This window comes from Kribbella sp. NPDC050281 (genome assembly GCF_040655855.1).
Taxonomy (GTDB): domain Bacteria; phylum Actinomycetota; class Actinomycetes; order Propionibacteriales; family Kribbellaceae; genus Kribbella.
On record NZ_JBFAKS010000039.1, the window covers coordinates 39162 to 63523 of the forward strand.

General features: G+C 69.1%; 22 protein-coding genes and 1 tRNA gene. 21 read left to right on the top strand and 2 right to left on the bottom strand.

The window, feature by feature from the left end:
* The first annotated feature begins 76 nt into the window (after positions 1-76).
* Positions 77-943 carry a GNAT family N-acetyltransferase gene (locus tag AB0I34_RS33445; RefSeq protein WP_360452867.1) on the top strand — a complete coding sequence of 289 codons (867 nt, stop codon included), beginning with the start codon at positions 77-79 and terminating at the stop codon, positions 941-943.
* Positions 944-971: 28 nt separating this feature from the next.
* On the opposite strand, the gene AB0I34_RS33450 is transcribed toward AB0I34_RS33445, so the two are convergent.
* Positions 972-2084 (bottom strand): dipeptidase, encoded by a 1113-nt coding sequence (locus AB0I34_RS33450; RefSeq protein ID WP_360452869.1) that lies wholly within the window; start codon positions 2082-2084, stop codon positions 972-974.
* 64 nt (positions 2085-2148) lie between these two features.
* Here AB0I34_RS33450 and hisI point away from each other — a divergent pair, with 64 nt between their 5' ends.
* The 12 genes from hisI (at position 2149) to AB0I34_RS33510 (ending at position 11417) form a co-directional block, all read left to right on the top strand.
* Positions 2149-2478, top strand: coding sequence for a phosphoribosyl-AMP cyclohydrolase (gene hisI / locus AB0I34_RS33455; protein ID WP_360452871.1), 330 nt, complete (start codon positions 2149-2151; stop codon positions 2476-2478).
* Positions 2475-4007 carry an anthranilate synthase component I gene (locus AB0I34_RS33460; RefSeq protein ID WP_360452873.1) on the top strand — a complete coding sequence of 511 codons (1533 nt, stop codon included), beginning with the start codon at positions 2475-2477 and terminating at the stop codon, positions 4005-4007. Before hisI ends, AB0I34_RS33460 begins: the two co-directional genes overlap by 4 nt.
* A complete protein-coding gene (locus AB0I34_RS33465; protein WP_360452875.1) occupies positions 4007-4537 on the top strand; it encodes a Trp biosynthesis-associated membrane protein in 531 nt (176 codons plus the stop codon). Before AB0I34_RS33460 ends, AB0I34_RS33465 begins: the two co-directional genes overlap by 1 nt.
* A 56-nt stretch (positions 4538-4593) precedes the next feature.
* Positions 4594-4848, top strand: a complete 255-nt coding sequence (locus tag AB0I34_RS33470) for an HGxxPAAW family protein (RefSeq protein WP_360452876.1) — start codon at positions 4594-4596, stop codon at positions 4846-4848.
* An 11-nt stretch (positions 4849-4859) separates the two neighbouring features.
* Entirely contained in the window at positions 4860-5669 is an 810-nt protein-coding gene (gene trpC / locus AB0I34_RS33475; protein ID WP_360452878.1) for an indole-3-glycerol phosphate synthase TrpC, read from the top strand.
* Between the two features lie 47 nt (positions 5670-5716).
* Entirely contained in the window at positions 5717-6931 is a 1215-nt protein-coding gene (trpB, locus tag AB0I34_RS33480) for a tryptophan synthase subunit beta (RefSeq protein ID WP_360452880.1), read from the top strand.
* Entirely contained in the window at positions 6924-7751 is an 828-nt protein-coding gene (trpA, locus tag AB0I34_RS33485) for a tryptophan synthase subunit alpha (protein WP_360452882.1), read from the top strand. Before trpB ends, trpA begins: the two co-directional genes overlap by 8 nt.
* A 7-nt stretch (positions 7752-7758) precedes the next feature.
* Positions 7759-8415 (top strand): SCO family protein, encoded by a 657-nt coding sequence (locus AB0I34_RS33490; RefSeq protein WP_360452885.1) that lies wholly within the window; start codon positions 7759-7761, stop codon positions 8413-8415.
* The gene (locus AB0I34_RS33495) at positions 8412-8915 is read left to right on the top strand and encodes a MauE/DoxX family redox-associated membrane protein (protein WP_360452887.1); all 504 of its coding nucleotides are present in this window, start codon (positions 8412-8414) and stop codon (positions 8913-8915) included. Before AB0I34_RS33490 ends, AB0I34_RS33495 begins: the two co-directional genes overlap by 4 nt.
* Complete coding sequence (locus AB0I34_RS33500; protein WP_360452889.1) at positions 8912-9619, top strand: thioredoxin domain-containing protein; 708 nt, start codon at positions 8912-8914, stop codon at positions 9617-9619. Before AB0I34_RS33495 ends, AB0I34_RS33500 begins: the two co-directional genes overlap by 4 nt.
* Positions 9620-9691: 72 nt before the next feature.
* The gene (lgt, locus tag AB0I34_RS33505) at positions 9692-10699 is read left to right on the top strand and encodes a prolipoprotein diacylglyceryl transferase (RefSeq protein WP_360452891.1); all 1008 of its coding nucleotides are present in this window, start codon (positions 9692-9694) and stop codon (positions 10697-10699) included.
* Positions 10692-11417, top strand: coding sequence for a VIT1/CCC1 transporter family protein (locus AB0I34_RS33510; protein WP_360452893.1), 726 nt, complete (start codon positions 10692-10694; stop codon positions 11415-11417). Before lgt ends, AB0I34_RS33510 begins: the two co-directional genes overlap by 8 nt.
* Here the strand turns inward: AB0I34_RS33510 and AB0I34_RS33515 are convergent.
* A complete protein-coding gene (locus tag AB0I34_RS33515) occupies positions 11378-12427 on the bottom strand; it encodes a 1-aminocyclopropane-1-carboxylate deaminase (RefSeq protein WP_360452895.1) in 1050 nt (349 codons plus the stop codon). The two genes, AB0I34_RS33510 and AB0I34_RS33515, sit on opposite strands and share 40 nt — an antisense overlap.
* Positions 12428-12482: 55 nt before the next feature.
* Between AB0I34_RS33515 and AB0I34_RS33520 the strand changes: the two genes are divergently transcribed.
* The 8 genes from AB0I34_RS33520 to AB0I34_RS33555 all read left to right on the top strand — a co-directional run bounded on the left by AB0I34_RS33520 (position 12483) and on the right by AB0I34_RS33555 (position 24317).
* A complete protein-coding gene (locus AB0I34_RS33520) occupies positions 12483-13253 on the top strand; it encodes a hypothetical protein (RefSeq protein ID WP_360452897.1) in 771 nt (256 codons plus the stop codon).
* Positions 13254-13461: 208 nt separating this feature from the next.
* Positions 13462-17985: a glutamate synthase large subunit gene (gene gltB, locus AB0I34_RS33525; protein ID WP_360452899.1), complete on the top strand. Its 4524-nt coding sequence runs from the start codon at positions 13462-13464 to the stop codon at positions 17983-17985.
* Positions 17985-19451 (top strand): glutamate synthase subunit beta, encoded by a 1467-nt coding sequence (locus AB0I34_RS33530; RefSeq protein ID WP_360452901.1) that lies wholly within the window; start codon positions 17985-17987, stop codon positions 19449-19451. The genes gltB and AB0I34_RS33530 overlap by 1 nt, the downstream gene beginning before the upstream one ends.
* Before the next feature lie 126 nt (positions 19452-19577).
* A complete protein-coding gene (locus tag AB0I34_RS33535; RefSeq protein ID WP_360452903.1) occupies positions 19578-21128 on the top strand; it encodes a metallophosphoesterase in 1551 nt (516 codons plus the stop codon).
* Between the two features lie 100 nt (positions 21129-21228).
* Positions 21229-22680: a pyruvate kinase gene (gene pyk, locus AB0I34_RS33540; protein ID WP_360452905.1), complete on the top strand. Its 1452-nt coding sequence runs from the start codon at positions 21229-21231 to the stop codon at positions 22678-22680.
* 138 nt (positions 22681-22818) lie between these two features.
* Positions 22819-22901 (top strand) — tRNA-Leu (locus tag AB0I34_RS33545).
* A gap of 32 nt (positions 22902-22933) precedes the next feature.
* On the top strand, positions 22934-23710 hold the full coding sequence (locus AB0I34_RS33550; protein ID WP_360452907.1) for a transcriptional regulator: 777 nt from the start codon (positions 22934-22936) through the stop codon (positions 23708-23710).
* A gap of 16 nt (positions 23711-23726) precedes the next feature.
* A complete protein-coding gene (locus tag AB0I34_RS33555) occupies positions 23727-24317 on the top strand; it encodes a response regulator (RefSeq protein WP_360452963.1) in 591 nt (196 codons plus the stop codon).
* Positions 24318-24362: the final 45 nt, after the last annotated feature.

Here is a 24362-nt window from a genome sequence, read left to right on the forward strand (position 1 = left end):
GCCATGCACAAAGTCCGCCTCGAGCGGCGGGGAAACCAGGGTGCGGATTGTCGGCGCGGTGGTGTGTGATGCGGGTATGGCGATTGTGTTGGGGATGCCGGGGGTTGATGAGCTGGGCGACGTTGTGCGGGCGCTGCGCGGGTGGCAGGACGATGGGGCTCCGATCCAGTTGCATCCGGGGGATCTCGGGTGGTTCTGGCGGTTCGGGGCGGAGCGGACGGCCGCTGCCACCAGGACGTGGAGCCGTGACGGCGAGGTCGTCGCGGCCGGGATGCTCGACGAGCCGGAGCTGATCCGGCTGGCGATCGCGCCGGATCTGCAGCATGACGAGGAGCTCGCACAGCAGTTGGCCGAGGACGTCTCCGCGCCGGAGCGGGGTGTCCTGATCGAGGGCAAGGTGTACGTCGAGGCGCCGATGGGCTCGCTCGTCCAGGACCTGCTGTTCAAGGACGGGTGGATGACCGACGACCCGTGGGTGCCGTTGCGACGCGACCTGAGCGAGCCGGTGCCGGATCCAGGCCTCCGCGTCGACGTGATCGGGGCCGAGGAGGCGCACGAGCGGACGGCCGTGCAGCGGGCGTCGTTCGACGGCTCCACGTTCACCGACGCGCGCTGGCACGCGATGGCCGACGGCGTGCCGTACGCGGACGCGCGATGCCTGGTGGGGCGCAACGAGATCGGTGAGTCCGTGGCAGCCGTCACCGTGTGGTCGGCCGGGGAGGGCAGGCCGGGGCTGCTCGAGCCGATGGGCGTGCACCGGCTGCATCGCGGCCGCGGCTACGGCCAGGCCATCACGGTCGCGGCGGCGCGAGCCCTGCAGGACCTGGGCTCGTCCAGCGCGATCGTGTGCACGCCTGGCTTCAACGTCGGAGCCGTCGCCACCTACAAGGCGGCCGGCTTCGAGCAGTTGCCGGACAAGCGCGACCTGTACCGCAACGACTAGGCGGCCGCAACGACCAGGCGGCCAACGACTAGGCGGACGCGTCGTCGGCGGCCCGGAGCACCCGGAGGATGTTGCCCCCGGCAAGCTTTGCCAGTTCGTCGTCGCTCCAGCCGCGGTCGGCCAGGGCGCCGAACAGGGCCGGGTACGACGACACGTCCGGGAGCTCGACCGGGAATTCCGGGCACCCGTCGTAGTCGCCACCGACGCCGATGTGGTCGACTCCGGCCACCTCGCGGACGTGCTCGACGTGCTCGACCACATCGGCCAGAGTGGCGAGCGGCTTGGGCTTGCCGTAGATCTCGGCCAGGCGCTTGCGGGTCTCGGGTTCGTTCGGGTCCAGGCCCTGCTTCTCCGCTGCCTCGCGCGCTCCCGCGACCCAGTCGACGTACGCCTGGGAGACGAAGTACGGGACGAAGGTGACCATGCACACGCCGTCGTTGCGGGCGAGTGTCTCCAGTACGTCGTCCGGTGCGTTCCGCGGTACGTCGCAGACCGCCCGGGACGACGAGTGGCTGAAGATCACCGGCGCGCTGGTCACCCGCAGCGCGTGCCGCATGGTGTCGGGGGAGACGTGCGACAGGTCGACCAGCATGCCGATCCGGTTCATCTCCCGGACGACCTCCTCGCCGAAGTCGTTCAGTCCGCCGAGCACGGGCTCGTCGGTCGCGGAGTCGGCCCAGGACACGTTGTTGTTGTGGGTCAGCGTCATGTACCGGACGCCGAGCTCCCGCATCACCCGCAGTACGCCAAGCGACTCGCCGATCGAGTGGCCGCCCTCCATCCCCATCAGTGAGGCGACCCGGCCGGCCTTGATCGCCGCGTCGACGTCGGCGGCGGTCGATGCCAGCTGCAGCGCGTCGGGGAACCGATCCACCAGCCGGAGCATGAAGTCGAGCTGCTCGAACGTCCGCCGGACCGAGTGCTCGTCCTGCGGGACCCACAGCGACCAGAACTGCGCGCCGACCTGTCCCTCTCGCAGCCGCGGCAGGTCAGTGTGGAGCTGCGGCACCGAACCGCTCAGGTCGTGTGCGTCCAGGTCGTAGTCGCACAGTTCGTAGAACGCGATCGGCAGGTCGTTGTGCCCGTCGATCACCGGCTGCGCCGTCAGGACGTCCCGGACCCTCGCCTCACTCGATGTCATCTCGCCATCCTGACAGATTCTGCCCGCGGTCAGGCGGCGGCTGTGCATCGGCGACAATGGGTGGGTGAGCATCGACGAGCTGACCTTCGACGCGGCCGGGCTGATCCCGGCAGTGGTGCAGCAATACGACACGCGCGAGGTCCTGATGGTGGGCTGGATGAACGCCGAGGCGGTACGCCGTACCGCGGAGACCGGACGGAGTACGTTCTGGTCCCGCAGCCGGCAGGAGTACTGGGTCAAGGGCGAGACCAGCGGCCATCGTCAGCACGTCAAGCAGATCCTCGTCGACTGCGACGCCGACACCCTGCTCGTGCTGGTCGACCAGGAGGGCCCAGCCTGCCACACCGGGACCCGCAGTTGCTTCGAGCACGGCGAGATCGAGGTCAAGCCGTGAACCAGAGCGTCACCGAGACCACGATCGCGAAGGAAGCCGTGAACAGCCCCAGCCTCGAGACCTTCCGGGAGTACGCCAAGGACCGCCGTGTCATCCCGGTGACGCGCCGGCTGCTCGCGGACGCGGAGACGCCGATCGGTGTCTACGGCAAGCTCGCGGCCGAGCGCACGGGCACGTTCCTGCTCGAGTCCGCCGAGAACGGCGGGGTCTGGTCCCGCTATTCGTTCATCGGCGTCCGCTCCGCCGCGACCCTGACCGAGAGCGACGGCCAGGCCGTCTGGACCGGCAACCCGCCGGTCGGCCTGCCGGAGACCGGCGACCCGTTGCAGGCGCTGCGCGAGACGCTGGAGATCCTGCACACGCCCCGCCTGCCCGACCTGCCTCCGCTGACCGGTGGCATGGTCGGCTTCCTCGGGTACGACGCCGTCCGCCGGCTGGAGCGGTTGCCGGACACAACGACCGACGACCTCGGCCTGCCCGAGCTGACCTTCCTGTTCGCCACCGACCTGGCCGCTCTCGACCACGAGACCGGCGAGATCTGGCTGATCGCGAACGCGGTCAACTGGGACGACTCCGACGAACGGGTCGACGAGGCGTACGCGGACGCGGTCCGCCGTCTCGACGCGATGGAGGCCGACCTGGCCCAGCCGACGCCGTCGTACGTCGTCCGCGCGGACCGCGGCGCGCAGCCGGATCCGCACCGGCAGCGCTCCAGCGCCGAGTACCGGGAGGCGGTGGAGCACGCCAAGGAGGAGATCCGGGCCGGCGAGGCGTTCCAGATCGTCGTGTCCCAGCGCTTCGAGCTGCAGAACACCGCGTCTGCGCTGGACGTCTACCGGGTGCTGCGCCGGTCGAACCCGAGCCCGTACATGTATCTGGTCCGCCTGGACGGCTTCGACATCGTCGGCTCGAGCCCGGAAGCGCTGGTGAAGGTCACCGAGAACAAGGTGATCCTGCACCCGATCGCGGGCACCCGCCGCCGCGGCGCCACCCCGGAGGAGGACCACGCGCTGGAGGAGGAGCTGCGCGCCGACGCCAAGGAGCGCGCCGAGCACCTGATGCTGGTCGACCTCGGCCGCAACGACGTCGGCAAGGTGTGCGCACCGGGCACGGTCGAGGTGGTCGACTTCATGGACGTCCGCCGCTACAGCCACGTGATGCACCTGGAGTCGACGGTCACCGGTCAGCTGGCCGCCGGGCGGACCGCGTTCGACGCGCTCACCGCCGCGTTCCCGGCCGGAACGTTGTCCGGGGCACCGAAGCCGCGGGCGATGGAGATCATCGACAAGCTCGAGGTGACCCGGCGCGGCGTGTACGGCGGCGTGGTCGGCTACCTGGACTTCGCCGGCGACGCCGACACCGCGATCGCGATCCGGACCGCGGTCCTGCGCGGTACGACGGCGTACGTGCAGGCGGGCGCGGGCATCGTCGCCGACTCCGACCCGGCCGCCGAGGACGCGGAGTGCCGGACCAAGGCGGCCGCGGTGCTGAACGCCATCGCCGTCGCGGGAACGTTCAGTGATGTGTGATGAAGCCGCAGCGACTGGTTGACCTGCTGGCTCTGGTCGGGCTCGTCCTGCTCGGGTTGTCGGCGTACCTGACCTGGTCCTCGGCCGATCCGGGCAGCGGGCGGCCGGTCGTGGACTTCAACGGTTACACCGTCACCAAGGCGCCGGTGACGCTCGCGCTGGCGTCGCTGGTCGCCGTCGTCGTCACCAAACTCGCCGGTACGGCGCTGCGCCGCGTGCTGGGTGCTCTGGTGCTGCTGCTGGGTGCGGGCGCCATCGGCGTCGCGCTGCAGGTGCGACCGGGCGCGGACGAGCTGGGCCGGATCCGTCCGGAGCTGAGCCAGGCGCTCACCGACCACGTCTCGGTGACCGGAGGTCCGGCCCCGTGGTTCGCGCTGACCGGGGGAGTGGCGCTGGTCGCGGCGGGCCTGATCGCCTTGCTGACAGCGCATCGCTGGCGGCGCGCGACCGCTCGCTACGAGCGTGATCCGGCCGCCACACCGGCCGATCAGTGGAAGGCGATCGACGCGGGAGAGGACCCGACTCTCTGAGCTCGGCGGGCTACCGCCACAATAGGACGGGACGACGACGAGGAGTGGCGCCAACCATGGACAATACGACAGCCGATCAAGCGGTGACGCGGGTGAGCGAGGAGGCTCACGACCTGCACGGCAACAGCCCGGCGGCCTGGACCGCCGTGGTGATTGTGCTGGTCGCGTTCACGCTAGGGGCCATCGCAATGGTGCTCGGCCCGAACTGGCTGCTGTTCTGGATCTCGGTCGCGATCGCCGTACTCGGCGCGCTGACCGGCAAGGTGATGCAACTGCTGGGCTTCGGTGTCCCGGCAGACGGCCACCACTGAGGAGTTGACCGATGACGACTGTGCTTGACGACATTCTCGTGGGGGTTCGGGAAGACCTCGCGGAGCGCCAGGCGCGGGTCAGCCTGGACGATCTCAAACTGGAGGCGCAGCGCAAGCCCGACGCCAAGGACCCGATGCCGGTGTTCCGCGGCGACGGGATCGCGATCATCGCCGAGGTGAAGCGGTCCAGCCCGTCCCGGGGCGAGCTGGCCGAGATCAGCGACCCGGCCGCGCTGGCCGGGGAGTACGAGGGCGGTGGCGCCGCGGCGATCTCGGTGCTGACCGAGAAGCGCCGGTTCAACGGCAGCCTGGACGACCTGCGGGCGGTCCGCGGCCGGGTCGACGTACCGGTACTGCGCAAGGACTTCGTGATCTCGTCGTACCAGCTCTGGGAGGCCCGCGCGGCCGGCGCCGACATGGTGCTGTTGATCGTCGCGGCGCTGGAGCAGGAGGCGCTGGTCTCGCTGATCGAGCGCGCACACTCGATCGGGCTGTGCCCGCTGGTCGAGGTGCACGACGAGGAGGAGACCCGGCGTGCGGTGGGCGCCGGCGCCCAGCTGATCGGCGTGAACAACCGGAACCTGAAGACCCTCGAGGTCGACCGGGACACCTTCGCCCGGGTCGCGCCGACCATCCCGGCCAACCTGGTCCGGGTGGCGGAGTCCGGGGTTCGCGGTCCGCATGATGTAATCGAGTTCGCGCGCGCCGGGGCCGATGTCGTCCTCGTCGGTGAAACCCTGGTGACCGGCGGCGATCCCCGTGCTTCGGTTGCCGACCTCGTCGCCGCCGGATCGCACCCCGCCATCCAGCAGCGGCACTAGAACCCCCCGCGCCGTAGGCCGGCCGGGGACTTTGGAAGGCTTTACGGATGAGTACTGTGCTGCCCGACCAGCTCGGGCACTTCGGCCGTTTCGGCGGCAGGTTCATGCCGGAGGCGCTGATCGCGCCACTCGACGAGCTGACCCGGGCCTGGCAGGAAGCCATGGCCGACGCGGAGTTCACCGGCGAGTTCGACCGGATGCTGCGTGAGTACGCCGGCGTCCCGAGCCTGCTGTACGACGCGACCCGGCTGTCCGAGGCGGCCGGTGCGCGGATCCTGCTGAAGCGCGAGGATCTGAACCACACCGGTGCGCACAAGGTCCGCAACGCGCTCGGCCAGGCGCTGCTGACCAAGCGGATGGGCAAGACCCGCGTGATCGCCGAGACCGGCGCCGGCCAGCACGGTGTCGCGACCGCGACCGCGTGCGCCTACCTGGACCTCGAGTGCGTGGTCTACATGGGCGAGGTCGACACCGAGCGGCAGGCCCTGAACGTGGCCCGGATGAAGCTGCTCGGCGCCGAGGTGATCCCGGTCAAGAGCGGCAGCCGGACGTTGAAGGACGCGATCAATGAGGCGCTGCGCGACTGGGTCGCCAGCGTCGACAAGACCCACTACCTCCTCGGTACGGCGGCCGGGGCGCACCCGTTCCCGGCGATGGTGCGCGACTTCGTCCGTGGCATCGGCGACGAGGCGCGGGTCCAGTCGCTCGAACTGCTCGGCAAGCTGCCCGACGCCGCGGTCGCATCGGTCGGCGGTGGATCGAACGCGATCGGCCTGTTCGCCGCGTTCATTCCGGACACCGACGTGAAGCTGTACGGCATCGAGCCGGGTGGTGACGGGTTCGAGACCGGTCGGCACGCGGCCACGATCAGCGCCGGGCAGGTCGGCGTACTGCATGGTGCGCGGTCGTTCCTGTTGCAGGACGACGACGGGCAGACGATCGAGTCGCACTCGATCTCGGCCGGTCTGGACTATCCGGGGGTCGGACCGGAGCACGCGTGGCTGGCCGAGACCGGGCGGGCGTCGTACCGGCCGATCACGGACGCCGAGGCGATGGAAGCGTTCCGGCTGCTGTCGCGGACCGAGGGCATCATCCCGGCGATCGAGTCGGCGCACGCGGTCGCCGGCGCGCTCGACATCGCCAAGGAACTGGGGCCGGAGGCAACCATTCTGGTGAACCTGTCCGGTCGTGGTGACAAGGACATGGACACCGCCAGCACGTGGTTCGGACTGATCGATGCGCCGGAGGCCGGTCGTGAGTGAAGTGGTTGCCCTGGGCAAGGCGGGGGCCGCGATCCGGAGGGCGAACGACGAGGGCCGCGGCGCTCTGGTCGCGTACCTGCCGGCCGGGTACCCGTCGTACGACGGTGGGATCGACGCGATCAAGGCGCTGGTCGACGGTGGCGCCGACGTGCTCGAGATCGGTTTCCCGTACAGCGACCCGGTGATGGACGGTGTCACGGTCCAGCGCGCCTCCGAGGCCGCACTGGCCGGTGGGCTGCGGACGCGCGACGTCCTCAGCACGGTGGAGAAACTCGCGTCGTACTCCGACGTGCCGGTGCTGGTGATGACCTACTGGAACCCGATCGAGCGGTACGGCGTGGACCGGTTCGCCGCCGACTTCGCCGGGGTCGGGGGAGCGGGGCTGATCACGCCCGACCTGATCCCGGACGAGGGCGCGGAGTGGATCGCGGCGGCGGACAAGCAGGACCTGGACAAGGTGTTCCTGGTGTCGCCGTCGTCGACCGACGAGCGGATCCGGATGACCACCGCCGCGTGCCGCGGTTTCGTCTACGCGACCGCGGTGATGGGTGTCACCGGGACCCGGGAGAAGCCGTCGGACCTGGCGGCGCCGCTGGTGGCGCGGACCAAAGCGGCCACCGGTGTGCCGGTCGGCGTCGGCCTCGGTGTCTCGAACGCGGAGCAGGCCGCCGGAGTAGCGGCGTTCGCGGACGCGGTCATCGTGGGTTCGGCGTTCGTCAAGGTGGTCGAGGCCGGCGAGGGTCCGGCGGGTGTGCGAAGGCTCACGGAGAGCCTGGCCGAGGGTGTCCGCAGGGAACCCAGCACCGCCGCCGGTCGTTAGAACCGCCGTGAGTCGAACCAGGAACGCGGCACTCCTGCTGGCCGCGGTGGCTCTGCTGGCCCTCGCGGGCTGCAGTGGCGGCAAGGAAGAGGCGGACAACCCCGGTGGAGCGGTGATCCGCACCACGCAGAACCCGAACGGTCTGCGCGGGGCGAGCCTGGACCGGCCGTTCTCGATGCCCGCGAAGACGCTGACCGACACCGGCGGGAACCCGTTCAACCTGGTCACCTCGACCAAGAAGCCGGTCACGCTGGTGTTCTTCGGCTACACGAACTGCCCGGACGTCTGCCCGACGGTGATGGCCGACGTGGCGTCCGCGCTGACCAAGCTGGACCAGCCGGTGCGCGACCAGGTGCAGTTGCTGTTCATCACCACCGACCCGGCCCGCGACACCGGGCCGGTGATCCGTAAGTACCTGGACCGGTTCGACCCGTCGTTCGTCGGGCTGTCCGGTTCGCTGACGTCGATCAAGGACATCGCGCAGGCCCTCGGAGTAGCGGTGGAGGGGATGCAGAAGCTTCCCTCCGGCGGCTACGAGGTCGGGCACGGTGCCCAGGTGATCGGCTTCGGCAAGAACGACAAGGCCAACGTGCTGTGGTTGTCGAACGCCGCCATCGGCGACCTGGCGCATGACTTCGGGAAGCTGGTGGAGGACAACCAGTGAGTAAGTGGCGACAGCCGTGGTTCCCCTGGGTCTCCTTGGTGGCACGGCTCGTGCTGGGCGTGGTGATGCTGGTGGCGGGTGCGCTGAAGGTGACCGATCCGGAGACCGCGGCGCAGGCGGTCCGGGCGTACGAGATCCTGCCGAGCGGGCTGGTCTCGCCGGTCGGCTGGGGGCTGCCGTTCCTGGAGATCGCGATCGGATTGCTGTTGATCGTCGGTTTCGGTGTCCGCGCCGCGGCCGTGGCTGCGGGTGTTTTCATGATCGTGTTCATCGTCGCGGTAGCGTCCGCCTGGGCGCGCGGCCTCGCGATCGACTGCGGCTGCTTCGGCGGCGGCGGACAGATCGCCCCCGGTCAGACGAAATACCTGCAGGAGATCCTGCGGGATGTCGGCCTGCTGCTGCTCGCGGCCTGGCTGTGGCTGAACCCTGTGAGTAAGTACGCCCTCGAGTCCGACCCATCCAACGAATCGTCCGCCCGGACAGGAGTCACCGCGTCGTGAGCAAGACCAAAGCCCCCGTGAATCCGCTGGTGCAGCAGACCAGACGGCGGATCTCGCCCGGGATCATCGTGGTGATCGTCCTGGTGCTGGCCCTCGGGGCCGGCGTCGGCGTGCAGTACTGGCGCGGCCACTCCAAGGTCGAGGTGAGCTCGAACGGGCGGCCCGAGCCGACCGTGATCACCGGCCCCGGCCAGGCCGGCAAGGGTGTCACCGTCGGCCAGGCCGGTGCGAAGGCGCACATCGACCTGTACCTCGACTTCCGCTGCCCGCACTGCGCGGAGTTCGAGGAGGCGACCGGTGCGACCGTCGACAAGCTGGTCCAGGACGGCACCGCCACCCTGACCTACTGGCCGCTGGGCTTCGTCAACCCGGACGCCTCGCCGCGACTGGCCAACGCGTTCGCCGCCGCGGCTGCGAACGGCAAGGCGCTCAGCTTCGCCGACGAGATGTACGGCGACTTCAGCAAATCCTGGACTACCGACCAGCTGATGGAGCTGGGCAAACAGCTCGGCATCGGCGACGCGAAGTTCCAGCAGGCAGTGCAGGACAACACGTACGCCGGCTGGCTCGACAGCGTCTCCAAGGCGTCGGACGACCGCGGCGTGACCGGTACGCCGACCGTCTACGTCAACGACAAGCAGCTCGATGCCGACCAACTGACCGCGGAAGGCCTCCAGAAGGCCGTGGACGCGATCGCGAGCTGACGCACCGAGTCCCCATCGTGACCATGAGTTTCTGGTCGCGGTGGGACGGGTCGAGTAGCGTTCCCACTTGCCATGTCTAGTCTGATTCCCGCCGTGATGGTTCCGGCGTTCATCCCCAGCCCGAGCCAGGGTGTCTGGCACGTTCTCGACGTGCCGATCCGCGCGTACGCGCTGTGCATCCTGGCCGGCATCTTCGTCGGCTACTGGCTCGGCCGCCGGCGCTGGGTCGCCCGCGGCGGCTCGCCCACCGTGCTGGCCGACATCATGTTCTGGGCCATCCCGTTCGGGCTGGTCGGGGCCCGGATCTACCACGTCATCACCGACGCCGAGCTGTACTTCGGCGCGGGCCGGCACCCGATCGACGCGTTGAAGATCTGGCACGGAGGGCTCGGGATCTGGGGTGCGGTCGCGTTCGGAGCGCTCGGCGCCTGGATCGCCTGCCGGCGAGCCAAGGTGCCGTTCCTGGCGGTCGCGGACGCAATGGCGCCCGGGATCGCGCTCGCCCAGGTGCTCGGTCGGTTCGGGAACTACTTCAACCAGGAACTGTTCGGCAAGCCGACCGACAAGCCGTGGGGCCTGGAGATCGCGCCCGAGCACCGGCCGGACGGGTATGCGAACTTCGCCACGTTCCATCCGACGTTCCTGTACGAAGCGGTCTGGAACCTGGGTGTGGTCGCGCTGGTGATCCTGGTCGACAAGCGCTACAAGCTCGGCCACGGCCGCGCGTTCGCCCTCTATGTGGCCGGATACACCGCCGGTCGCGCCTGGGTCGAGAACCTGCGCATCGACACCGTCAACCACTTCCTCGGCCTGCGGCTGAACGTGTGGACGTCGCTGATCCTGTTCGTCATCGCCGTCGTCTACTTCATCGTCAGCGCTCGCCTGCGGCCCGGCCAGGAAGACATCTCCGGCGGTCCCGCCGCCGGCAAGCCCAGCGACGACGAGGCGAAGCCTGAGAACGAGCCCGAGTCTGAGACCGAGCCCGAGTCCGGGCCTGCGGCCGATTCGAAGGTCGATGCTGAGCCTAAGGTTGAGGCCAACAGCACCAACGGTTCCGATCCAGACGGGTCTCGTGACTGACGTACCTGAGGTTTCTGCCGAGCATCACGGAGATCACACCCATCGTGATGTGAACGGCGGCTGGCTGCGTCCGGCGGTGTTCGGGGCCATGGACGGCCTGGTGTCGAACTTCGCCTTGATCGCTGGCATGGACGGCGGGACCGAGTCCGGCTCGAAGGTGATCGTCCTGGCCGGGTTGGCCGGCCTGGCCGCGGGCGCGTTCTCGATGGCGGCGGGGGAGTACACCTCGGTCGCCTCGCAGCGCGAACTGGCCCGGGCCGAGATCGAGGTGGAGCGCAAGGAGATCCAGCGCCACCCGGTCGACGAGGAGATCGAGCTCGCCGAGACCTACCGCGCCAAGGGCCTCGACCCGGACCTGGCCAGCAAGGTCGCCAAGCAGTTCCACACCGACCCCGAGCAGGCCCTCGAGGAGCACGTCCGCGAGGAACTCGGCATCGACCCGCACGACCTGCCGAACCCGGTGATCGCGGCCGCGTCCTCGTTCGTCTGCTTCGCGGTCGGCGCCTTCATCCCGCTCCTGCCGTACCTCCTCGGCGCCGGCAGCGTCGTACCGGCGCTGATCATGTCGCTCACCGCGCTCTTCGTCTGCGGCGCCGTCGTGTCCCACGTCACCAGCAGGTCGTGGTGGTACTCCGGCCTCCGCCAACTGTTCCTCGGCGGGTTGGCCGCAGCACTGACCTACTTCGTCGGAACGCTGGTCGGACCAGGCATCGGCTGACTGTGCGTGAACAGCCCGCTGTAGGCGTTCAGGGCGGGCTGGCCACCGAGGTGGGCATAGAGGACGTTCGAGTCCTTGCCGATCTCACCCTCGCGGATCAGATCGATCAGCCCGGCCATCGACTTCCCCTCGTAGACCGGGTCGATGATCATCCCTTCGAGCTGCCCGGTCAGCCGGATCGCGTCCAGCGTCGACTGCACCGGGATGCCGTACAGGTCACCGGCCCAGCCCTCGAGCACGGTGACCTCGTCGTCGCGTACCTCCCGGCCGAGCCCGATCAGCTCGGCGGTCGCGCGCGCGATCCGCGCCACCTGGTCGTGGGTCTCCTGCAGCTTCGCGCTCGCGTCGATCCCGATCACCCGCCGCGGCCGGTCCTGCCCGGCGAACCCCGCGATCATCCCGGCCTGCGTCGACCCGGTGACCGCGCAGACGATGATCGTGTCGAAGAACACGCCGAGCTCCTGCTCCTGCTGCGCGACCTCGTCCGCCCAGCCCGCGAACCCGAGCCCACCGAGCCGGTGGTCCGAGGCACCCGCGGGGATGGCGTACGGCGTACCTCCGCGGGCCTCGACGTCGGCGAGCGCTTCCTTCCAGCTGTCCTTGAAGCCGATCCCGAAGCCGGCCGGGTCGAGGCGGACCTCGGCACCCATGATCCGGCTCAGCAGGATGTTGCCGACCCGGTCGTTGAGCGCGTCGGGCCAGTCGACCCAGTTCTCCTGCACCAGCACGGCTTTCAGGCCGGCCTTCGCCGCGACCGCCGCCACCTGCCGGGTGTGGTTCGACTGATACCCACCGATCGACACCAGGGTGTCCGCACCCTGCGCAAGCGCGTCGGGCAGCAGGTACTCGAGCTTGCGTGTCTTGTTCCCGCCGTATGCGAGCCCCGAGTTGCAGTCCTCCCGCTTCGCCCAGATCCGGGCACCACCGAGGTACGCGCTCAGCCGGTCGAGCGGATGCACCGGGCTGGGCCCGAACAGCAGCGGGTACCGCGGGAAATCGGACAGTGCCATGGTTCCTCCCGAAACTCGATCGCCCGGCGCAGCCGCCGTGACTAGGGTCGGCCAGATGTTCCCCGGCGAGATCGATGTCCAGCCGTCCACCTACCTCGACCACCTCGGCACCATCTTCGCCCGCTTCGGCGCCGAGACCCAGGACTCCGGCAACGTCTCGTACGGCGTACAGACCGGTGCGGCCCGGTACTTCGTGAAGACCGCGGGCGACTCTGCGAACACCGACGCGTATCTGGACTTCGACGGCCGCGTCGCCTTGCTGCGGAACGCGGTCGCGCTCGCGGAGTCCGTCGTACACCCGGCTCTCCCGGCCGTGCATGCGGTGGTCGAGTCATCTGGGGGACCGCTCGTCGTCTACGACTGGCGTGACGGTGAACTCCTCCACCTGAACTCCGGCAGCGCGCACGAACGCTTCCGCGCCTTGCCGGTCGACGAGATCCTGGCGGCGCTCGACACGCTCTACGACCTGCACGCTGACCTCGACGCCGCCGGCTGGGTGGAGGGCGACTTCTACGACGGCGCCATGCTGTACGACTTCCCCACCCGCCGGCTCACCGTGATGGACCTCGACACCTACCGCCGCGGTCCGCATCGCAACGACATGGGCCGCATGTTCGGCTCCCGCCGCTTCATGGCCCCCGAACAGCTCTCCCTCGGCGCCCCGATCGACACCCGGACCACGGCGTACGTCATGGCCCGCACGGCCCTAGTCCTCCTCTCCGAGCCGCCACCAGCGCTGTACGCCGTACTCCAGGAGGCGACCACCACGCGCTTCCCGTCCTACTCCGCCTTTCACCAGGCCTGGCTGAGCGCTCGGGCGAGATGAATTTCAGGTGTTGTGGGTGGTTCTCTCGAGGGGTTGCTGGGATGATTGAGGCGAGGAGTGAGCGCTTGCTTACGGTGGGTGAGTAAGGCGTGTGACGGTGGAATGGCAGTCCATCTGTCGGGCGTCATGAGGTAGTCTCGGGACACCCGGCTTGGGCCAATGTTGTCCCGCGGCCAGTTGTTGACCGTAGGACGACGGGAGCCCCTGAATGTTTGGTCGCGCCCCCTTCCCGAGCGAGGGACTGTACGACGGAACCCACGAGCACGACGCTTGTGGTGTCGCCTTCGTCGCCACCCTGACCGGTGAACCCAGCCACGACATCGTGGCCAAGGCATTGACCGCCCTGCGCAACCTCGAACACCGTGGCGCCTCCGGTGCCGAACCGGACTCCGGCGACGGCGCCGGCATTCTGATCCAGATCCCGGACGCCTTCTACCGCAAGGTGTGCGACTTCGAGCTGCCGGTCGCGCGCAGCTACGCCACCGGGATCGCGTTCCTCCCGACCGATGCCGACGACGCCGCGAAGGCGATCGCGCGGATCGAGGAGCTCGCCGCCGAGGAGAAGCTGACCGTCCTGGGCTGGCGCGACGTGCCGACCTCCCCGGACCTGCTGGGTGCCACCGCTCGCTCGGTGATGCCGACCTTCAAGCAGCTGTTCGTCGCCGCGCGGACCGGCCGGGTGCTCGGCCTGGCGCTGGAGCGGATGGCGTTCCGGCTGCGGAAGCGGGCCGAGAAGGAGACCGAGACCTACTTCCCGTCGCTGTCCGGCCGGACCATCACCTACAAGGGGATGCTGACCACCGACCAGCTGGACAAGTTCTTCCCCGAGCTGACCGACCCCGACCTCGCCTCCGCGATCGGCGTCGTGCACTCGCGGTTCTCCACCAACACGTTCCCGTCCTGGCCGTTGGCCCACCCGTACCGCTACATCGCGCACAACGGCGAGATCAACACCGTCCAGGGCAACCGCAACTGGATGCGGGCCCGCGAAGCCCTGCTCGCCAGCGACCTGATCCCCGGCGACCTCGAGCAGCTCTACCCGATCTGTACGCCGTCCGCCTCGGACTCGGCGTCGTTCGACGAGGTCCTGGAGCTGCTGCACCTGGGCGGCCGGTCGCTGCCACACGCGATCTTGATGATGATCCCGGAGGCGTGGGAGAACGCGACCACGATGGACCCGGCGCGGCGGGCGTTCTACGAGTTCCACTCGACGCTGATGGAGCCGTGGGACGGCCCGGCGTCGGTGGTCTTCTCCGACGGCAGCAAGGTCGGCGCGGTACTGGACCGCAATGGCCTGCGCCCGTCCCGCTACTGGGTCACCGAGGACGGACTCGTCGTACTCGCGTCCGAGGCCGGCGTACTCGACATCGACCCGGCAACCGTCACCGAGAAGGGCCGGCTCGAACCGGGCCGGATCTTCCTGGTGGACGTCGAGGCGCACCGGATCATCACCGACTCGGAGGTGAAGAACGCGCTCGCCACCGAGCACCCGTACGACGAATGGCTGCACGCCGGCCTGATCCGGTTCGAGGACCTGCACGAGCGTGAGCACGTGGTGCACAGCCACGCGTCGGTGACCCGGCGCCAGCAGGTGTTCGGGTACACCGAGGAGGAACTGCGGGTCCTCCTCACCCCGATGGCCAGGGTCGGCGCGGAGCCGATCGGCTCGATGGGCACCGACACGCCGATCGCGGTGCTGAGCGACCGGCCGCGGCTGCTGTTCGACTACTTCGCGCAACTGTTCGCGCAGGTCACCAACCCGCCCCTGGACGCGATCCGCGAGGAGCTCGTCACCTCGCTGTCGTCGTCACTCGGCCCGGAGGCGAACCTGCTCAGCCCGAGCCCGGCGTCCTGCCGGCAGGTGGTGATCCCGTTCCCGGTGATCACGAACGACGAGCTCGCCAAGCTGCGCCACATCAACCTCGACGGAGACATGCCGGGCCTGGCCACCACGGTCCTGCGCGGCGTGTTCGACGTCGAAGGCGGGGGAGAGGCGCTGCAGGCGCGGCTCGAGGAGATCTGCGCCGAGGCCGACGCTGCGATCAAGGACGGCGCCCGCATTCTGGTGCTGTCCGACCGCCATTCGAACGCGGACAGCGCGCCGATCCCGTCGCTGCTGCTGACCGCCGCGGTTCACCACCACCTGGTCCGCGAGAAGACCCGCACGCAGGTCGGCCTGGTGGTCGAGGCCGGCGACGTCCGCGAGGTCCACCACGTAGCCCTCCTGATGGGGTACGGCGCTGCCGCGATCAACCCGTACCTCGCGCTGGAGTCGGTCGAGGACCTGTGCCGCCGCGGCACCTACCTGCCGGGTGTCGAGCCCGAGCAGGCCGTGCGCAACGTGGTGAAGTCGCTCGGCAAGGGCGTCCTCAAGGTGATGTCGAAGATGGGCGTCAGCACGGTGGCGTCGTACACCGGTGCCCAGATCTTCGAGGCCAACGGCCTGGCGCCGGACCTGGTCGACACCTACTTCACCGGTACGTCGTCCAAGCTCGGCGGCGTCGGCCTGGACACGATCGCCGAGGAGGTACGCCGCCGGCATCTGCGCGCGTACCCGGCGGACGGCATCCTGCCGGCGCACCGCAAGCTGGAGATCGGCGGCGAGTACCAGTGGCGGCGTGAGGGTGAGCCGCACCTGTTCGACCCGGACACGGTGTTCCGGCTGCAGCACAGCACCCGGACCGGGCGCTACGACATCTTCAAGCAGTACACGGCCCGCGTGGACGAGCAGTCCGAGCGGCTGATGACCCTGCGCGGCCTGTTCGGGTTCGACTCCGACCGCGAACCGATCCCGGTCGAGGAGGTCGAGCCGGTCAGCGCGATCGTCAAGCGGTTCTCCACCGGTGCGATGAGCTACGGCTCGATCAGCGCCGAGGCGCACACCACGCTCGCGATCGCGATGAACCAGCTCGGCGGCAAGTCGAACACCGGCGAGGGCGGCGAGGACTCCGACCGTCTGCACGACCCGGCCCGGCGGAGCTCGATCAAGCAGGTCGCGTCCGGCCGGTTCGGCGTGACCGCGGAGTACCTGACGAACTCCGACGACATCCAGATCAAGATGGCGCAGGGAGCCAAGCCGGGCGAGGGCGGTCAGCTGCCCGGCAACAAGGTCTACCCGTGGGTGGCGAGTACCCGGCACTCGACGCCGGGCGTCGGCCTGATCTCACCGCCGCCGCACCACGACATCTACTCGATCGAGGATCTGGCCCAGCTGATCCACGACCTGAAGAACGCGAACCCGGCCGCGCGCATTCACGTGAAGCTGGTCTCCGAGGTCGGAGTCGGCACGATCGCGGCGGGTGTCAGCAAGGCGCACGCGGACGTCGTACTGATCTCCGGCCACGACGGCGGTACGGGTGCGGCTCCGTTGACGTCGCTGAAGCATGCGGGTGGTCCGTGGGAGCTCGGCCTGGCCGAGACCCAGCAGACCCTGCTGCTCAACGGGTTGCGCGACCGGATCGTCGTACAGACCGATGGGCAGTTGAAGACCGGCCGGGACGTGGTCGTCGCGGCGCTGCTCGGCGCCGAGGAGTACGGCTTCGCCACCGCACCGCTGGTGGTGTCCGGCTGCATCATGATGCGGGTCTGCCACCTGGACACCTGCCCGGTCGGCGTCGCGACCCAGAACCCGGTACTGCGCGAACGGTTCTCCGGCAAGCCCGAGTTCGTGGTGAACTTCTTCGAGTTCATCGCCGAGGAGGTCCGGGAGTACCTTGCCCAGTTGGGTTTCCGGTCCCTGGACGAGGCGATCGGCCACGCCGAGGTGCTGGACATCCACCGCGCGGTCGACCACTGGAAGGCCGACGGCCTGGACCTGTCCCCGATCCTGCACGTGCCGGCGTTGCCCGAGGGCGCGTCCCGGCACCGGGTCGTCGAGCAGGACCACGGCCTGGACAAGGCGCTCGACAACGAACTGATCCGGATCTGCTGGCCGGCGCTCGACAGCGGCGAGCCGGTCCGGGCGCAGCTGCCGATCCGCAACGTCAACCGGACCGTCGGCACGATGCTCGGCCATGAGATCACCAAGCGGTACCGCGCGGCCGGCCTGGCCGACGGCACCATCGACCTGACCTTCACCGGGTCGGCCGGCAACTCGTTCGCGGCCTTCGTCCCTAGCGGTGTGACGCTGCGGCTCGAGGGTGACGCCAACGACTACGTCGGCAAGGGCCTGTCCGGTGGGCGGGTGGTGATCCGGCCGGACCGGGTCGCGCGGTTCGACGCCGCTGACCAGATCATCGCCGGCAACGTCATCGCGTACGGCGCGACGTCCGGTGAACTGTTCATCAGCGGTGGCGTCGGGCAACGGTTCTGTGTCCGGAACTCCGGAGCCACCGCGGTCGTCGAGTCGGTCGGCGACCACGCCTGCGAGTACATGACCGGTGGGCGCGTCGTCGTACTGGGCGCCGTCGGCCGGAACTTCGCGGCGGGCATGTCGGGCGGCGTGGCCCACGTGCTCGATCTGGACCGCGCCCTGGTGAACCCGGAGCTGGTGGACCTGCTCCCGCTCACCGAGGACGAGTCCGGACTGTTGCAGGACCTGGTCCGCCGGCACCACGAGGAGACCGGATCGGAACGGGCGGCCAAGCTGCTCGCCGACTGGGCCGCGGCCGAGGTCAGGTTCACCACGGTGATGCCCCGCGACTACGCCCGGGTGCTGGCGGCCAAGGCGGCCGCCGAGCGGGACGGGCTGGACGAGGACGCCACCACGCGAGCGATGATGGAGGCCATCTGATGGCTGACCCGAAGGGCTTCCTGACCACCCCGCGCGAGGTCGCCGACCGGCGGCCGGTGGGCGAGCGGGTGCAGGACTGGAAAGAGGTCTACCCCGGTGGACCCGGCAAGGCGCTGCTGCCGATCATCACCAAGCAGGCCGGTCGCTGCATGGACTGCGGGATCCCGTTCTGCCACAGCGGCTGCCCGCTGGGCAACCTGATCCCGGAGTGGAACGACCTGGTCTGGCGGGACGACTGGTCCGGTGCGATCGAGCGGTTGCACGCGACCAACAACTTCCCGGAGTTCACCGGCCGGCTGTGCCCGGCACCCTGCGAGCCCGCGTGCGTGCTCGGTATCAACCAGGACCCGGTGACGATCAAGAACGTCGAGGTCGCGATCATCGACAAGGCCTGGGAGAGCGGTGACGTCAAGCCGCAGCCGCCGGAATGGCTGACCGGCAAGACGATCGCCGTCGTCGGCTCCGGTCCGGCGGGTCTGGCGGCCGCACAGCAGCTGACCCGGGCCGGCCACACCGTCGCGGTGTACGAGCGGGCCGACGCGCCCGGCGGCCTGCTGCGGTACGGCATCCCCGAGTTCAAGATGGAGAAGATCCAGGTCGACCGCCGGATCCAGCAGATGAAGGAGGAGGGCACGGTCTTCCGCTCCGGCGTGAACGTCGGCGTGGACGTGACCGGCACCCAGCTCAAGCAGCGGTACGACGCCGTCGTCATCGCGACCGGTGCCACCGCGGCCCGCGACCTCCCGGTTCCGGGCCGCGAGTACGGCGGCATCCACCAGGCGATGGAGTACCTGCCGCAGTCGAACCGGGCCTCGCTCGGACGGACCGTCGAGGACCAGATCGTTGCCACCGGCAAGGACGTGGTGATCATCGGTGGCGGTGACACCGGTGCGGACTGCCTCGGCACCGCGCACCGGCAGGGCGCCCGCTCGGTGACCCAGCTGGAGATCATGCCGCGGCCGTCGGACGACCGCCCGTCCGGGCAGCCGTGGCCGACGTACCCGATGATCTACCGGGTCGCCTCGGCGCACGAAGAGGGCGGCGATCGGGTCTACTCGGTCTCCACCGTCAACTTCGAGGCCGATGCCGAGGGCAACGTCTCCGGGCTGAACCTGGTCGAGGTCGAGTTCAAGGACGGCCGGTTCGTCCCGGTCGAGGGCACCGAGCGGACCATCCCGACACAGCTGGTGCTGCTCGCGATGGGCTTCCTCGGGCCGGAGCGCGAGGGCTTCCTCGAGCAGCTCGGTGTCGACCTCGACGAGCGCGGCAACGTGATGCGGGACAAGAGCTACCAGACCTCGGTCGAGGGCGTCTTCGCCTGTGGCGACGCCGGCCGTGGTCAGTCGCTGATCGTCTGGGCCATCGCCGAGGGCCGGTCGTGCGCGAACGGCGTGGACACGCTCCTCACCGGTTCGTCGACCCTGCCCACTCCGATCCCGCCGACGGCCCGCCCACTCGCGGTCTGAACCCGGGACATGAAATGCGGGCTGCAGGCAACAAAACGTTGCGTGCAGCCCGCACCTGTGTGAACGACCGGCAACACCCACCCGGTTCGAGATGCGACGACTTGACCAGCCCAATAGGTTGGATCCGTGGCTAGCCGCCTGGTGACCAGAGCCCGGCTCCGTGCGATCGCGCCGTGGGCCTCGCTCACCCTGCTCTTCCTGGTCACCTCCGTGGCCGTCGGGCTGCTCGGCTTCGTCAACGACTCCGAACGCGTCACCATCGGTGCGCACGCGGCTACTGTCTCACCCACCTTCGACGGGTACGCCACCCTCGACCTCGGCGCCGTCCTGCCGCGGCTGCGGCTGCCGGCCGACACGCCCGCCGGCATCGGGATCAACATCGACATCCAGGAGACCGACGCCGACAACCTCACCGAACTCCTCAACCGCGACGCCCTGATCGCCTCCCAGCCCGACGGTGAAATCGCGAAGATCCAGCAGGTCGTCCAGCAGATGGCCGTCGACAACGCGGTCGCGGGCGCCGGGACCGGCCTGCTGGTCGTCGTCGTGGTCGCGACCATCTGGACCATGCTCGGCCGGCGCCGCCGCCGCGAGTTGTGGGAGCTGGTGCATTCGCACGAACGCCGGGTCGAGCACCGGGCCATCGTCGTACTGGTCGCGATGCTGATCACCATCGCGTCGATCTTCGGGCCCGGCCAGATGCGCACCGCGGACGTCGTGCCGACCGAGTGGCGGCCGCTGGCCAAGCTGCTGCCCGAGCTGTCGCTGGACGAGCGGTTGAAGGGTGTCGAGGTCGCGGCCGGGTTCTCCACCACCGGCGGAGTGGGCCTGATTCGTACCGCGGTCGAGACGTACGAGCGATCCACCGAGTTCTACGGCCGGCTGGAGGAGCGGGTCAGCCGGGTCGGCGGCCGGATCCACCAGGCGAGCGAGGGGGAGACGGTCGCGCTGCTCGTGTCGGACCGGCACGACAACATCGGTATCGACCGGTTCGCGGCCGAGGTGGGGAAGGTGGCCGGCGCCAAGCTGCTGATCGACGCGGGCGACGACTCGTCCTCGGGACAGTCCTGGGAGGTGTTCAGCATCAACTCGCTGCGTCAGCACTTCAAGAATCTGAAGGTCGTCGCCGTGGCCGGCAACCACGACGCCGGCGGGCACATCGAGGACTCGATGCGCAAGAACGGCTTCACCGTGCTGGACAGCAAGCCGGTCGAGGTCGAGGGCATCCGCTTCCTCGGCGACAGCGATCCGACGCGGACCGGGCTGGGTTCCGCGGACACCCCGGGCGACGAGACGACCGCCGAGCAGTCCGAGCGGCTCGCGGACATCGCCTGCGAGCAGCCCGACGACAAGCGGATCTCGACCATGGTGGTGCACGATCCGTCGTCGTTCGCCGACACCGCGGCCCGAGGCTGCGCGACGCTGCTGCTGTCGGGCCACCTGCATCGCCAGGTCGGGCCCGAGCACAAGGTGGTCGACGGCCGCCCGGTGACGACGTACACCAACGGCACGACCGGGGGAGCGGCGTACGCGTTCGCCCTCGGGTACACGCTGCGGCGGCCGGGTGAGGTCACCCTGATCACGTACGCCGACGGCAAGCCGATCGGCCTGCAGACAGTCACCGCCGAGCTCGACGGCGACGTCGGTGTAGGTGCCTACAGCCCCTTGCCTTCTTGACGATTCAGGCTCTCGAGCCGAAGTGTCACGAGGAGTTAACCGCCTGGTAAGGGGGGCGGACCAGCGGACCAGTGGTCTTGTAGGAGTAGGGTTTTGTGACGTGCGTCGCGCAAAGATCGTTTGTACGCTCGGCCCGGCTACTGCCGCCCCCGAGCGCATCCTTGAACTCGTCCAAGCCGGTATGGATGTCGCCAGGCTCAACCTGAGCCACGGTGCCCATGCCGAGCACGAGCGCATCTATCAGCGGATCAGAACCGCCGCCGCGGAGACCGGGAAGAACGTCGGCATCCTGGTCGACCTGCAGGGCCCGAAGATCCGGCTGGCCGAGTTCGCCGAGGGCAAGGTCACCCTGACCTACGGCGAGCGCTTCACCATCACCACCCGTGAGGTGCCGGGTGACGTGACCATCTGCGGTACGACGTACGACGGTCTGCCGGGTGATGTGAGTCCGGGCGACCAGCTGCTCATCGACGACGGCCGGATCGCGCTGGTCGCCGAGGAGGTGACCGAGACCGACGTGGTCTGCCGGGTCACCGTCGGCGGACCGGTGTCGAACCACAAGGGCATCAACCTGCCGGGTGTCGCGGTCAGCGTGCCGGCGATGTCCGAGAAGGACGCCGAGGACCTGCGCTGGGCGCTGCACCTGCCGGCCGACATGATCGCGCTGTCGTTCGTGCGGGACGCCTCCGACATCCAGCTGGTGCACAAGATCATGGACGAGGAGGGCCTGCGGGTCCCGGTGGTCGCCAAGATCGAGAAGCCGCAGGCGGTCGCCAACCTGGACGAGATCATCGACGCCTTCGACGGGTTCATGGTGGCCCGCGGCGACCTCGGCGTGGAGCTCCCGCTCGAGGAGGTCCCGCTGGTACAGAAGCTGATCATCGACCAGGCCCGGCTGAACGCGAAGCCGGTGATCGTCGCGACCCAGATGCTGGAGTCGATGATCTCCGCGCCGCGGCCGACCCGGGCCGAGGCCTCCGACGTCGCGAACGCCGTACTCGACGGTGCCGACGCGGTGATGCTGTCCGGTGAGACCAGCGTCGGCCGCTTCCCGATCGAGACCGTGAAGACGATGGCTCGCATCGTGGAGTCCACCGAGGAGCACGGACTCGGCCGGGTGCAGGCGATCGAGTGGGAGCCGCGGACCAAGGGCGGCGTGATCGCCAAGGCCGCCGCGGACGTGGCCGAGCGGCTGGAGGCGAAGTACCTGATCGCCTTCACCCAGTCCGGCGACACCGCCCTCCGGCTGGCCCGCTACCGCACCGAGGTGCCGCTGCTCGCCTTCACACCGGTCCCGTCGGTCAGCTCGTGGCTGAGCGTCGTCTGGGGTATCGAGACGCACATCGTCCCCACCGTCGACCACACCGACGAGATGGTCCGCCAGGTCGACCAGCGCCTCCTCGAACTGGGCAAGCTCAAGAAGGGCGACCTGGTAGTCATCGTCGCCGGCTCCCCACCCAGCATCCCCGGCTCCACCAACGCCCTCCGAGTCCACCGCATGGGCGACGCGATAGAAGGCATAGCCCCCGCCTACCGCAACCCCGAGCGCTAGGGGTCGACTGCTGCCTGTCCGCAGTAGGGCGGACAGGCACGGAGCGTGTTCGCCAGTTGATTGGCGGCGCCCGATCGCGGTCGCCCGGGTCGATGAGCGCGATCGCGGGCTGAACAGATACAGTTCTCCTGCAACCTCGCCGGGTTGGCGGAACGGCATACGCGATGGTCTCAAACACCATTGCCCGCAAGGGCTTGTGGGTTCGAATCCCACACCCGGCACAAACTGTCGGCGCTCGACGTCAGCATGTCCTATGGCTCGGTTCAGGTCGCGGGAGACGGTCGAGTCCGCGTTGGGGATGTCGGACGCCGGCGTCCTCGACCGGATCAACGCAGAGACCCACGGGGTCACGATCTCGACGATCCGTGGGTGGCGGCGGAAGTACCAGCGGCTGGGTCTCGTCAGGACGAACAGCGGGTATGCCGGGACGCCGTGTCCGCGGTGCGACGACGCCGAGCTGGACGAGGCGGCGTACGCGCTGCTGCTGGGGTGGTATCTCGGAGACGGGTCGATCGCGCGGGCCAGGCGTGGGGTCTTCACGCTGCAGATCATCAACGACGCGCGGTACGTGGAGCTCAACCAAGAGATCGCGAAGGCCATCCGGCTGGTGAAGCCGAACGCGAGCCCGTGTCTGCGAGGAGGCGACGGAGCGGTCCGGATCGAAGCCCGGTGGAAGCACTGGCCGTGCGTGTTCCCGCAGCACGGTCCCGGCCGGAAGCATCTGCGGAAGATCGAGTTGGCGCAGTGGCAGCGGGAGATTGTTGCCGAGTACCCCGAGAAGCTGCTGCGCGGGCTGTTCCACTCCGACGGCTGCCGCTTCGTGAACTGGGCGAGCAAGCCCGGCCGCGACAAGCGGTACTACTACGTGCGCTACCAGTTCTCGAACGAGTCCGAAGACATCATCGGGATCCTCACCGACGCGCTGGATCTGCTCGGGATTCCGTGGCGGCGGCCGCGGCGGAACGTGATTGCGGTGAGCCGGAAAGTGGCGGTCGCCGCACTGGATAGGTTCGTGGGTCCGAAGAGCTGATGTGGGGCTCGATAAGGTGTGCGGTGTGACTGCTAAGCGTGTGGTGATCGCTGAGGATGAGGCTTTGATCCGGATGGATCTGGCCGAGATGCTGGCGGAGGAGGGGTACGACGTCGTCGCGCAGGCGGGGGACGGGGAGGAAGCCATCCGGCTGGCGACGGAGCATCGGCCCGACCTGGTCATCCTGGACGTCAAGATGCCGAAGCTCGACGGCCTGAGCGCGGCGGAGAAGATCGCCGGCGAGCGGATCGCCCCGGTGCTGATGCTGACGGCGTTCTCGCAGCGCGAGCTGGTCGAGCGGGCCCGCGACGCCGGCGCCATGGCGTACCTGGTGAAACCGTTCTCCAAGGCCGACCTGCTGCCCGCGATCGAGATCGCCGCGTCCCGGTACGTCGAACTGGCCGAGCTGGAGCGTGAGGTCGCCGACCTGGCCGAGCGGCTGGAGACCCGCAAGCTGGTCGACCGGGCCAAGTCGATCCTGCAGACGAAGTTCGGGCTGTCCGAGCCGGACTCGTTCCGCTGGATCCAGAAAACCGCCATGGACAAAAGAGTTTCCATGCGGCAGGTTGCGGAGTTGGTTGTTGACGAGGCTGGCGGTAGTGACTGACTCACTCTCCGCGTACGACGCCCAGCGCGCGTACAGCACTCACCT